We start from the raw sequence: 12,579 nt of genomic DNA, 5'->3' as shown, positions 1-12,579 counted from the left end.
CGGGCCGGGACATGTTTTAAGCTTGGAAAGGCCGCGCGCATCAGGCAAGGTGTGCCGCGTTATTCATGAAGAACCTATTGAGCCGGTACATCAGTCTGAGTCTGGCGTTGCGGTATTTGAATCCGCTGCGCACGTTCTTTTCCATCATCACCCTGATCTGCCTACTGGGCGTCTCTCTGGGGGTGATGGTGCTTATTGTCGTGTTGTCCGTCATGGGCGGTCTTCAGAAGGAAATTCAGGGCAACCTGTTCGCGCATTCCCCCCATGTGCAGGTATGTTACAGGAATGATTTCGGCGTCCGTGAAGTGATTCCGGACTGGGTGGAGCTGAGCGGCAAGCTCAGGCACGTTCCCGGTGTCCAGTCCACGTATGCCCTGATTGAGGATTATGCGCTGGTGGACGTGCAGGGGAAGCAGAGGCCCTGCTTTTTCCGCGCCATTGATACGGAAAATGAGGCACAGCTTGAGGATTTGAAGCATTTGATCGTTTCCGGAAACGCTGATCTGGACATGGGGGAAAAGGCGGTCATTTCTTCCATCGTGGCGGAGAACATGGGCCTGAATGTGGGCGATACCGTGCGCGTGTACACCACCCGGAATTTCCAGGAAATTTCACACGCCTACCAGCAGACGGAACTGCCTCTGCTGGCGGAAAAAAACGCCGCGGAGCTGGATGATCTGAAGAAGTGGGGAAAATCCCTGAAAGCGGAGCAGGGACGTGAAGAGGCGTTCCAGGCGTCCGTGGACCAGGCGTTCGCCACTCTGAACAGCCTGCTGGCCGTCCCCCGCAGGGATACGGAACGCTCCGGCCTGCTGGATATGATCGGCCTGCTCAATGAAGGGGAGGCCCTGGAGGGAGGCAAGGTGGCTTTTCCGGAAGGTACGGGCAAGGAATGGGAAGCTGTTTTGGCCGGATTCTCCGCCGAGCGGCGCAATGAGGCGGACATGGAATGCTTCCGCAAAATCAAGGAGCTGGTCATGCCCAAGGATTTGGAAGTCATCGGCATTTACCGCGCCTCCCAGCATACGCCCAGCCCGGATCTGTTCATTCCTCTGGTCATCGGCCAGGAATTGCTGGGGTATGAGGACGATGTGGTGCAGGCCGTGGCCCTGCGCGTGGATGATCCCTACCATGTGGAGACCATGCTGGCGCCCGTGATGCAGGCTCTGGAAAAGGAGAAGCCCGCTTCCTCCTGGGTGCTGGAAACCTGGCATGACCGGTTCAATTCATGGTTTGAACTGATGCAGAAGGAACGCATGATGATGAGTTTCGTGCTGTCGTTTATTTCCCTGATATCCGCGTTTTGCATTATGGCGGTGATGTTCACCGTCTCCATCCAGCGCAAACGGGAGATTGCCGTCATGAAGGCTTTGGGCGCCACGCCGTTCCAGGTGGTGCGCGTGTTTCTGTGGCAGGGTGTGATCATCGGTTTTATAGGGGCCCTTCTGGGCGTCGGCCTGGGGCTGCTGGTGCTGGAGTACCGCATGCAGATTCAGATGTTCCTGGCGGGCATCGGCTTTGATCCGTTCCCCGTGGCTTTCCATGGAACGGCAAACATTCCGGTAGTGATTGACTGGACGGAGATCGCTTGGCAGGGGGTGAAAGCCTTTGTGATGGTCGTCGTGGCCTCCATCATTCCCGCCCTTATCACGGCGCGCCAGGACCCGGCCCGTTCCCTCCGCAGCATGTAACCGGAAGCGACTCATGGATATTTACTGGATTCAGGATCATGAAAAAAAGGGGCCTTTGCCGGAGGTGGAAGTCATTTCCATGCTGGAGGCGGGCCTGATCCCAGAAACCGTCCGCGCTTGGCATGCCGGGTGTGATGAATGGGTGCAGATACGTGAACTGCCCGTGATGAAGGAAATGTTTGACCGGAAAGATGAGGAGAAACGCCGAACCATGCGGGAAAGCGCTCCGGAAGAGAATGGGGTACTGCCCGGCCCGGAGGAGCCCGGAGATGAACGTTCCATGGCGGAGGCCGGGGAAGAATCTCCGGAGGTGGAGGCCGGGGTGGTTCTGGTCGTTCCTTATCCTTACGTCCGTTTTCTGGGAAGGATGGCGGACGTGATGATGCACATGACGGTGTATCTGGCTCTGCTGAGGCTGTTAGGCGTGGAATTCCAGCCCGGACTGCTGCCGGGCACGTATGAAGCCCTTCTTTACATCTGCCTGCCGATGACGCTTGTTGAGGGCCTGTTCCTGAGCACGCTGGGTACGACGCCTGGAAAATCCATGCTGGGTGTTTCCGTGCGCGACTATTTGGGAAACCGGCTGTCTTTCTCCACGGCGTTCAGACGCGCCCTGTTCGTGATGGTGCTGGGTCTGGGGTGTTTCGCCCCTACCTTGACGATGCTGGCCCTGTTCTTTTCCTGGTGGTGGGTACGCCGTTTCGGCTTTACTCCGTGGGACAGAAGGCTGGGGACGACGGACGTGTTGAACGAGCCTCTTTCCTTCCGCAAGGTGGCCATGACCGTGGCCCTGATCATCCTGTGTTTGCAAATCATGTACTTCTTGGTTCTCCCCTGGCTTCCGGACATGGAGGCCTATGTGCAGGCGTCTTCCCAAATGTGACAAAAAGGCCGTTTTTGCGGGATTTAGTCTTTTCATCACCTGAAATTGTCTCATACTTGTGGCGCCATGCCAGAAATACACCCAACGGCAGTAGTGCATCCTACTGCGGAAATTGCGGATGATGTCAAAATAGGCCCTTTTTGCGTTGTCGGGGAGCAGGTGAAGCTGGGGCCCGGATGCGTGCTTCACAGCCACGTGGTCATTGACGGCCCGTCCTCCTTCGGCAGCGGCAATGAATTTTTTCCGTTCTCCGTGATCGGCCTGAAGAGCCAGGATTTGAAGTACCGGGGCGAACCTACTTATCTGGAAGTGGGGGACAACAACGTTTTCCGGGAAAACGCCACCATCAACCGGGCTACGGATATTGGTGGCAGAACGCAGATCGGGAACAACAACCTGTTTCTGGTATCCTGCCATGCCGGCCATGATTGCCAGATTGGCAACCACGTCATCTTCTCCGGCTTTGCCACGGCTGCCGGGCATGTAACGGTGGGGGACTATGCCATTCTGGCGGGTTGCTGCGCCGTTCACCAGTTTGTCCGGATTGGAGAACACGCCATGGTGGGCGCCGTGGCCCGCGTGGCCCAGGACGTGCTGCCCTATACCATTGTGGAAGGCCATCCCGCCGTTACGCGCGCCGTCAATTCCATAGGCATGCAGCGGCGCGGTTTTTCAGAGGAAGACCTGCGGGCCGTGCGCATGTGCTATAAGAAGCTTTTCGTCAACAAAAAACTGACGGTGCATGAGGCCATCGAGGAACTGTTGCAATCTCCTTACGGGGAAAATCCCTGCCTGCAGCGCATCATTGAATTCGCGCAGACGTCGGAACGCGGATTCTGCCACTGAGGCCATGAAAACGGGTTTTGTCTTTGACCTGGACGGAACGCTTGTGGACTCCATTCCCGGCATTGCCCGCGGATTAAACCTGGCTCTGGAGTCCCTGGGATACCCGGAACATTCTGTAGAAGCGATTCGCGGAATGGTTGGGCGGGGCGCCCGGGAGCTGTGCGTGGCCGCCTTGCGTGGATATTTTAACGGACCCGTTCCGGAATCCGCCTTTGAAGCCTTGCATGCGGGTTTTATGCGGGAATACCGACATACCTGGGAAAACGGAACGGTTCCTTATGCGGGCATTTGTGAGATGCTCCTGCAACTGGCGGAAGAAGGCCATCCCCTCGGCGTTCTGTCCAACAAGCTGCACGTGGTGACCGTGCCTCTGGTGCATCACGTCTTTCCGGATGTGCCTTTCCGGACTGTAATGGGTTTTTCCGAGCGTTTTCCCCGCAAGCCGGAACCGGATTCCCTGCTGTCCATCATCCATGAATGGGACAGGAAACCGGAGGAGGCATGCATGGTGGGAGATTCCGCCCACGACGGCAATACGGCCGTGAATGCCGGCACCCGGCTGGTCCTGGTAGGGTGGGGGTACAGCACCCGTGCCGCCCTCGACGCTTTCCATGTGCCTGTGTGCGGTTCCGTGCAGGAGCTGTCCTTTTGCCTGGAACATGAAGAAAACCTGCCGTTTCCGGTTCTGAAACAGGGGGACGAGGTTTCCGAATAGGCCGGAGGCTTGGTGCAGAAGCTTTGCGCAAAGCTTCTTTTTGTCCGTTTTCACTCTTCTTCCTGAACGTCTGCGGCCTTGGCCCGGAGGGTGATGTCTTCCAGGCTGGAAGGCAGGTCCTTGGATGACGTGACGCCCAGATTCTTCAATTTCTGGGCCCGCGGAATGAACCGGTGCTCAAAGGAGGAAACGGTCTTGTTGTACTGGTTGACCGCCTGGTTCAGGCTTTTGCCCAGGGAGGAAAAATGTCCGGTGAGGATGGCGCAGGTATCGAACAGGTCCGTTCCCGCTTCAGAAATCTTTTTGGCGTTGTCCGCCAGTTGTTCCTGTCTCCAGCCGTAGGCGACGGTTTTCAGCAGTGCGATCAATGTGGAGGGCGTGGACAGGATGACCCTGTTTTCCGCGCCGAATTCGATCAGGGACGGGTCCGCTTCCAGAGCGGCCTGGAAAAAAGCTTCCCCCGGCAGGAACATGATGACGAATTCAGGACACGGCGAAAACTGGGTGAAGTAGTTTTTGGCGCTCAATTGCTGCAAATGCTTTTTGACGTCCGCCGCGTGGCGGCTCATCCACTGGCTCCGTTCCTCCTGCCTGTCCGTCTCTCCGGCATGGAGGTAGGCCGCCATGGGCGCCTTGGCGTCAATGATGATGGAGCGTCCTCCCGGAAGATGGATGACCATGTCCGGGCGGATTCTGTCCTCCTCCCGGGAACGGGTCTGCTGCGTGGTGAAATCGCAGTATTCCACCATGCCCGCCAGTTCCACCACGCGGCGAAGCTGGAGTTCTCCCCACTGGCCGCGGGCGTTGTTATGGTGCAGGGCCTGGGAAAGTCTGGCTGTTTCGTTCTTCAGGGCCTCATTGCCGGAAAGGATGTAGCGTATCTGGGTTTTCAGGTCCGCATAAGCGCCCACGCGCTCCTTTTCTATTTCTCCCAGGCGGGACTGGACCAGCTTGAGGGAGTCGCTCACCGGCTTGAGCAGGGACTCAATGGCCTGCTTTCGGGATTCCAGATCATGCCTGGCCTGCTGGTGCTGGTTCTGGAGACGCGTTTCTGCCAGGTTGAGGAATTGTTTTTCCGAGTTGCGGAGGACTTCCGCACTGATGCCGGCAAAGGAATTCCTGAGCACTTCTTCCGCGGTGCGGAGCATCTGCGTCCTGTCCTCCGCCCGCTCCCGCCAGGAGAGGGATTCCGCCTCCAGGCGGACGGAACGGTCCCGGTAGCGCAGCAGGGCGACCAGAAGCGCCAGGCAGGCAAGCAGGAGCAGGGCGGCCAGAAGCCAGGGAATGAAGGGGGGAATCATGGAAGATGGTGGATCAGATGGGGGTGGCGTAGGGAATGCCGTCCGTTTCATCTACGGGTTCGGCCAGCGGAATGTTGTCATCGGAACTGTCGAGCGGCTCTGCATAGGGAATGTCTTCTTCCGTGCCCGGCTCCGCAAGGGGAATATGCTTTTCACACATTTTGGCAGGGGCCTGGTAGCCTACCGTTGTTTCATAATAGGCCGTTTTGGCGTATTGGCAGCCGGAATGGGCCAGCTGGTTGGATTCCCGGCATATGAGAACGGCTTGGCCTTCCGAGGCTGCCCTGGTGCGGATCGCGTTGGAGGGATAGCCTTCCTTTTGGGAGGCCAGCATGATATCCGTCCAGATGGGAAGAGCCAGCGTGCCGCCGTACCCTTTTTCCAGAATTTTGGTGGGGGTGTCAAATCCCACCCAGACGCTGCATGTCAGGTTGGAGGTGTAGCCTGCAAACCAGGCGTTCGTGTAATTGTTCGTAGTGCCTGTCTTGCCTCCGCACGGCGCCTTGAACCCCAGGGCGGTGATTCTGCCCGCGGTGCCTCCGGGCTTGCAGACCTGCTGGAGAATGGAGGAGGTGATATTGGCCGCGCGCTGGGAATAAACGGCGCGTCTGCTCTTGGTAATGGCAAAGCGCGGCTGTCCTTTGGAATCCGTAATGTGGTCGATGATGTATGGCGTGGGGCGCACGCCGCCGTTGGCAAACACACTGTAGGCGCTCGCCACGTCCAGGGGGGAAGCTTCCCAGGTGCCCAGGAACAGGGCCGGAGTCTTGGAGACGTTTCCATGGAACCCGGCCAGCTCGGCGGACTGGATGACGTTGCCCAGCCCGGCCCGGTTGCCGATGCGTACGGACATGGTGTTGCGGGAAAGAATGAGGCCGAAGGAGGCGGGTTTCATGCCGCAGTAGGTGCCGTCCGAGTTGCGGGGGGACCAGTTGGCTGCGCCGCGTATTTCCCCATAGGCGATGCGGTCGTCGGAAATGCGGGTATCCGCGGAATTGCCCTGCTGAAAGAAAGTGGCGTAAACGAACGGCTTGAACAGGGAGCCCGTCTGCCGCCGGGACTGGATGGCGCGGTTCAGCTTGGATTCCTCCGCGTCCCGTCCGCCGACAACGGCCAGAAGCGCTCCCGTGGCATTGTCCATCACCACGGCCGCAGATTGGATGTAATTGGGCATGGGGGGCTGGGTCTTTTCCCTCTGTTCCGCGGGAATTGCCTTGTAGGCGGCCAGGGCCGCCTCATATTCCGCCTTGGTGGTCAGCTTGTTTTTAACGATGCCGCGCTTCTCTCTTCTGGCCTGGAGGGAGGCCAGGTGCTTTTTGAAATCCTTCCGGCTTTCCAGAGCCGTCATGTGCTTGTTGATGATGTCCAGCGTGGCGTTCTGCAGGTCCAGGTCCAGCGTGGTATGGACCACGAGGCCTCCCAGGCGGATGTCTTCCTCTTCCAGAATGGCGTCCAGCTCCCGGCGCACGAGGTCCATGGCGTAGTTTTCCTCGGACCTGGACTGCGGCGGATGCGTCACGATGGGTTCCGCGAGAGCGGCGGCGTATTGCACTTCCGTGATCTTGCCGGCGTCTTTCAGCAGCCCGAGCACGATGTCCCGGACTTTTCTGGCTTCTTCCGGGTGCTTGAGGGGGGAAAAATCATTCGGGCCGTAGATGATGCCTGCCAGCGTGGCGCATTCCGAAAGGGAGAGGTCGCGGGGCTCCTTGTCGTAATAGCCGCGGGACGCGGCGGCTATTCCCAAGAAGGTGTGGCCCCAGAAAATGCGGTTGATATAGGTTTCCAGAATTTCGTCCTTGCTGTAGGTTGCCTCAATGCGTTTGGCCAGGGCTACTTCCGTCAGCTTGCTGTGCAGGTTGCGTTCCTGGTGGTTATACGTGATTTTGGCAAGCTGCATGGTCAGGGTGGAGGCGCCCTGCGTGGCTCTTTTGTGTTTGATGACCTGGGCGACGGCGCGGCCCACGCCGATCCAGTCCACGCCGCCGTGGTCGTAAAAGCGATTGTCTTCACGGAGCAGCAGTGCATCTATAAAAATGGGAGGAACTTCCTGAAGGGGAACGCGCCTGCGGTTCTCTCCGTGCAGGGTGCCGATGGTCCGGTTTTTGCGGTCGAGAATAACCGTGCGTTCCGGAATGTTGCTTTTCACTTCCGAAATGTCGTAGCGGTTGGAAATGGTGCCGTACAGGAAAACGAGAATGGCACCGACGACGATGCCTACAAAGGAAACGCTCAACAGGATGCGGAGGGGCCAGCTGATGAACCAGCGGATATTGCGGGTCAGGGCGCCGATGAAGCGGAACGGCATCGTCAGCACGAACCATAGGGCCCCGAAGATGGTGAAACCCGGTTTGCGCCGCTTTCCGGAAGGCCGGGAACTCCTTTCCGGAGTGGCTTCTTCTTCGTCATATTCAACCCGGGGTGCGGGACGGGGTGCTTTCCGTGGCCGCGGGGAGGGCGCGCCATACGGAGAGGAGGAATCGCGCGGGCTTGCCGTTCTGCGGGTGGGGCCCGGAATCACGGCCGGCCGTGGCTCTTTTCCCGGCAGGCCGGGATAGGAAGGGCGGGGCGGCTGCCTTTTTCTGCGGGCGGACTTGGCGCGGGAAGTCGGCTGGGCGTCCGGGATGCGTTCCCTCCAGGAGCCGGCGTTTCCTTTCCGTGATTTGTCGTCTGCACCCATCCGTAGAAAAATTTTATCATAAATATTTCGGATGGTCTAAGCAAAAGATAGTGTGCCATGTCGCAAATCCATAGACAAATCCTGTCCGTATTGAACGTTCTTGTAGTAGGATATGTCAAACCACCCGATTATCGATAATTTCATGATATCAAAACGTAGAATGGCGAGTTTTTATTACTTGGTCGTTGGGGGGCTTTTGTCCCTGTTATTCGCGGGGAGCGGCATCGCGGAGACTGTGCCGGCCATGGCAAACTTGCAAAAACAAATTCAACAGGTAGCCCAATCCGCCACCGCCGCTACGGTAGCCCTGGTTTCCGATGGAGGAGAAACGGGCAGCGGTGTCATCGTAAGTCCCCAGGGGCTCATTCTGACGGCGGCCCACGTGGTGGGCGGCGACGAGATGATGCGCGTGGTGTTTTCAGACGGGCGCGTGATGAAAGGCCGCGTGCTGGGAGCCAATTTTACCCGTGACGCCGCCATGGTGCAGATTCTTGGCGAAGGCACTTATCCTCATGTGGAACTGGGAGAGTCCGACGCGTTGCACGTAGGGGACTTCGTGGTGGCCCTGGGGCATTCCAAGGGATTTGACCCGGAACGCCGTGCACCCATCCGTATGGGAAGGCTCTGCACGGACGGAAAGCAGCGGTTCCTGATCTCCGAATGCACGTTGATAGGCGGCGATTCCGGGGGCCCCCTCTTCGATCTGTCCGGAAAGCTGGTGGGCATCCATTCTTCCATTGGGCCGATGCTGAAAATCAACAACCATGTTCCCGTTTCCGTCTTCCGCCATGATTGGGAGAAACTGCTCTCCGGCCGCCAGTGGGGCCAGTTGGGACTGCACCCCATGGCTGATCCGGACTCTCCCGTTCTCGGCTTTGCCATGATGGATGTGATGGGCGTGGACGGAGTTGTGGTGGAAGATGTGGTCGTGGACTCTCCTGCGGATGAGGCGGGAATCAGGCCCGGAGACGTCATCACGTACATGGACAGCCGCGGCCTGCGCTCCGTGCGCGACATGCTCCGGGAGCTGGGGCGTCACAGGCCGGGAGAAACGGTGCCTTTGGTCGTTCTCCGGAAAGGAACTGCCTATAAGGCCGACCTTACCTTCGGCAGGCGTGGTGACCTGATGTCCGGACTGAAACAAATGGAACAACCTCAAGGATGATGATCAGATACCTCTTGACAGTGTTGGCTGCGGGTGCCGTGTGTGGACAGGAAATAGCTTCCCCCCTGCCCGCGGACCAGATGATTGCTCCGGAGGACAAGGCGGTGCTGGATGCCCAGGCCCGCCAGATCTTCCGGGAATGGGACAAGGTAGCCGTTCCCATCGGCAAATCCGTGGTGGCGCTTGTGGCCGGCAACCGCCAGGTGGCGCTGGGTACCGTGGTAGGCAAGGGAAAAGTGCTCACCAAGTTGAGCGACTTGCAGAAGGAAAGGCGCCCGGTCATGCTGGTGGACGCCTCAGGAAAAGTTTATGATGCCAAGGTCCTGTTTGCTCTTCCGGAACACGACCTGCTGATGATGGATGTGCCGGGGCTGCCCGCACCGCCCATTGACCTGGACTCCTATGTGCAGGCCAAGGAAGGGGATATCATTGCCGCTGTGTCTCCCACGGGACATGTCAGCGACTTCGGCGTGGTGTCCGTAGCCCAGCGCAGCCTGAGAGCGGACGACCAGCCTTATCTGGGCATCGTCTCCGATCCCCGCTGGGATGGCGAGGGCGTGATGATTGGCGGTGTGGAAGCCGGGAGCGGCGCCCACCGCAGCGGCCTCCAGGCCGGGGATGTGCTCATGAAGCTCAATGGAAAGCCTGTGGACGGGATGTATTCCATACGCGCGGCCATGGTGGGCGTGCGGCCCGGGGAAACCGTTCCTGTGGAAGTGGTGCGCCAGAACCGGAAGGTTGAGGGGCAGCTTCTTACCGGGGCCAGGCCAAAAGTGATGAAATTCCCCCAGAAACGGCTGGACATGATGAATTCCATGGGCAACCGCATGAGTCTGAAGCGTGACGAATTCCCGCTGGTCATCCAGTCGGACATGACTTTGTTTCCGGAACGGGCAGGGTGTCCGGTCATTGACGTCAACGGCAAATTCGTGGGACTGGCCCTGAGCCGTGCCGGACGGACGGAAACGTACATTCTCCCTTCCTGGATATGCCGGGAGCTGGTGGAGGGCGTGCTTCCGAAAGTGCAGCAATATCAGGCAAGCCGTGATGAAAATATCCCGGAAGCACAGCCGGTGGACGATGCTTATGACGCGCGCCGCCTGGAGGAAAACCGCCGGAAAGTGGAAGACAAGATGAGCCGCCAGGGCCTGGTGCCGAAGGTGTATTAAGGTGGGCGGAGGAATGGAAAGCCTGTGGGCGGGGCCAGGGAGCCTTCCATGGTTGCTCATGCATGATGGCTTCGGAACGGAACGTCGTATATCTCCTCGGCGGAAAGTCCCTTCGGAAAGAACTCTTCGTGGTTTCCCGTTCTTTAAGGCATTTCCTGAAAAAGTTCTGTTTTCTGTGCGGCGTATAAAGGTAATGGGTTACATTACCGGCTACCGGAGAAGTGGAAGCAACGGACGGGAAGCGCTCCGTTTCCTGGAAATATGCGGGGCATCATCATTTTCCAGTTTCTTCATGTTAACCTGCATGCGGGAAGGAACCTTGTGTTGAATGAGACCGTCCCTGTCCGTATATTCAAACTCCACTTTCTCCGCATGGTCCGGTTCTTTCGGATACTGCCGGCTAATATTCGCGGAAAGACTGTCAATTCCGGTCCGGAAATGTTCGGAGCAAGGGAATCAAGTGCCACTGCCGTTCATTCGGCATCCGGTTTTCTCCCAGAGATTTCATGCAAAGAAAGTTTTCTACGCTGTCAGATAGGCAGCTGAGTTTCTTCAGCTTGTTCTTGATCCTGCCTGAATGCCGGTGAATTCCTTACAGATGTTTGCATCAGCCGATTTAGCTTTCTTCATAAGAATCCCTTGAATAGTCGTATCTATCAAGGTGATTATATATATTGAATTCTTATCATTCCAAGAGCTACTTGAATGGCGGTCTCCGGGACGTTCGCATGCCCCTGCCGGGGAAAGAATGGAATGGAGGCGCTTGAATTCCATTCCTCTCGGAAATGACCGGAGGACTCTCTGTATGGACTTTCCTGGAAGGAAGCTGAAAGGTTTCCCGCAGGAAGGACGGTATCCGTTATCGTGCCGGAGACGTGGCAACCGTTTTTTCCTTGAAAATCATCAGCTCTGAAAGAACGACGGTGCGTCCGGAAGCATCCGGAGAAATGATCATGACGACCTTGCGTCCGGGATAAGTGGTCAGCATCATGCCGCGTTCCTTGACCTTGACGACTTTTCCGTCTTTAAGGCGTGCCATGTACGTCAAATTGGCGGGAGTGGAGCGGGCCGCGCTGGCTCCTGCCACATCCTTCCCAAAGACGTAGGTCGCCATGCTGGGGAGCTCAATGGCGCTTTTTTCTCCCATAGGGGGATTGGGCAGCTCCAGGGTGAACGTGCGTCCGGTGAGGTTCTGGATGTAGATGCAGTTCATCGGCAGTTCCGCTTCATTGATGAAATCCAGCGTGAACTCTCCCTTGCTGTTCTTGCCTACCAGGGCCAGCGTTTTGGGACCGAGATTATCAGGGAGCGGTTTGGAAACCAGCTTGTTCGTCGGCATGCCTTTTTGGTCCAACCCTCCGAAAAGGGTAATGATCTTGCTCCGGGGATAAACGCTGCGGCGTCCTGGCAGCGCGGCGCGAAGTTCCACTTTTTCCAGTCTTTTGCCGTCAATGGGCATGTAAATGACTTCCGGGAGAGTCATCGGGGTTTTCAGCACGAAGCGAATACCGTTGACGGAAGCAGGGGAAAGAGACTTGTCCACCGTGTCTCCCGCAGGGGAATTTCTAGCCGGTTCAGGCGTTCTGGGCGCCGCAGGCTGGCGGGACTGTCCATGTACGAGGGACATGCCTGCAAGGAAGCAGGCAACGGTCAGGATGAATGGGATGCGCATATGTTCGGAGAAATATGAAGTGTGGAAAGAGAACCCGGTACCAGTTGTTTGACCGGAGCATTTAACCGACACGGGAGCGGTTGGAAGACGGATGCTGCGGAAACGACGGCAGACCAATGAAGCATTGTTGGAAATGCCAGTCTGAACTGGGTCTTATATCCCTTGTGAAGTACATGAATGGGAAAGGCCGTGCAAGCTTAAAATAGGGATGTGGAGCATTATGTAACAAGAAAAATCCGAAGCACGGGGAGAGGGGGACCTGGAAAAGCCGCCGACTTCCGCGGGAGGGAAGGCGGCGGCTGTCAATGATTGCCGAATGCTGAAAGGGCAGAGGCCGGTATAAAAGGGGAAGAAAGGAAGCTCCCGGGCTGGAAGCCTCTCAAGCCATGTTTAAATCATACTTCTTCGGGAGAGAGCCAGCGGAAGGAAACAATGTTGAACCGGCGGCCAAATGCCTTGT

General features: G+C 57.7%; 9 protein-coding genes. 6 read left to right on the top strand and 3 right to left on the bottom strand.

Annotated features, from left to right (window positions below; translation table 11 throughout):
* The first annotated feature begins 65 nt into the window (after positions 1-65).
* The 4 genes from HMPREF3039_RS03690 (at position 66) to HMPREF3039_RS03675 (ending at position 4,135) form a co-directional block, all read left to right on the top strand.
* Positions 66-1,691: an FtsX-like permease family protein gene (locus HMPREF3039_RS03690; RefSeq protein ID WP_082770242.1), complete on the top strand. Its 1,626-nt coding sequence runs from the start codon at positions 66-68 to the stop codon at positions 1,689-1,691.
* Between the two features lie 13 nt (positions 1,692-1,704).
* Positions 1,705-2,574, top strand: a complete 870-nt coding sequence (locus tag HMPREF3039_RS03685; protein WP_067568907.1) for an RDD family protein — start codon at positions 1,705-1,707, stop codon at positions 2,572-2,574.
* 66 nt (positions 2,575-2,640) lie between these two features.
* The gene (lpxA, locus tag HMPREF3039_RS03680) at positions 2,641-3,420 is read left to right on the top strand and encodes an acyl-ACP--UDP-N-acetylglucosamine O-acyltransferase (RefSeq protein WP_067568906.1); all 780 of its coding nucleotides are present in this window, start codon (positions 2,641-2,643) and stop codon (positions 3,418-3,420) included.
* Between the two features lie 4 nt (positions 3,421-3,424).
* The gene (locus HMPREF3039_RS03675) at positions 3,425-4,135 is read left to right on the top strand and encodes an HAD family hydrolase (protein ID WP_067568895.1); all 711 of its coding nucleotides are present in this window, start codon (positions 3,425-3,427) and stop codon (positions 4,133-4,135) included.
* 50 nt (positions 4,136-4,185) lie between these two features.
* On the opposite strand, the gene HMPREF3039_RS03670 is transcribed toward HMPREF3039_RS03675, so the two are convergent.
* Positions 4,186-5,436 carry a DNA recombination protein RmuC gene (locus HMPREF3039_RS03670; RefSeq protein ID WP_067951940.1) on the bottom strand — a complete coding sequence of 417 codons (1,251 nt, stop codon included), beginning with the start codon at positions 5,434-5,436 and terminating at the stop codon, positions 4,186-4,188.
* 13 nt (positions 5,437-5,449) lie between these two features.
* The gene (locus HMPREF3039_RS03665; RefSeq protein WP_067568889.1) at positions 5,450-8,113 is read right to left on the bottom strand and encodes a transglycosylase domain-containing protein; all 2,664 of its coding nucleotides are present in this window, start codon (positions 8,111-8,113) and stop codon (positions 5,450-5,452) included.
* Positions 8,114-8,357: 244 nt separating this feature from the next.
* Here HMPREF3039_RS03665 and HMPREF3039_RS03660 point away from each other — a divergent pair, with 244 nt between their 5' ends.
* Positions 8,358-9,278: a S1C family serine protease gene (locus HMPREF3039_RS03660; RefSeq protein ID WP_161981445.1), complete on the top strand. Its 921-nt coding sequence runs from the start codon at positions 8,358-8,360 to the stop codon at positions 9,276-9,278.
* Between the two features lie 20 nt (positions 9,279-9,298).
* Positions 9,299-10,447 carry a PDZ domain-containing protein gene (locus tag HMPREF3039_RS03655; protein WP_231863843.1) on the top strand — a complete coding sequence of 383 codons (1,149 nt, stop codon included), beginning with the start codon at positions 9,299-9,301 and terminating at the stop codon, positions 10,445-10,447.
* An 859-nt stretch (positions 10,448-11,306) separates the two neighbouring features.
* Here the strand turns inward: HMPREF3039_RS03655 and HMPREF3039_RS03650 are convergent.
* A complete protein-coding gene (locus HMPREF3039_RS03650) occupies positions 11,307-12,119 on the bottom strand; it encodes a hypothetical protein (RefSeq protein WP_067568884.1) in 813 nt (270 codons plus the stop codon).
* Between the last annotated feature and the right edge of the window lie 460 nt (positions 12,120-12,579).

This window comes from Akkermansia sp. KLE1798 (genome assembly GCF_001580195.1).
GTDB classification, from domain to species: domain Bacteria; phylum Verrucomicrobiota; class Verrucomicrobiia; order Verrucomicrobiales; family Akkermansiaceae; genus Akkermansia; species Akkermansia biwaensis.
Note: the sequence above shows the minus strand (reverse complement) of the source record. Positions and strands in the feature narration are given on the sequence as shown.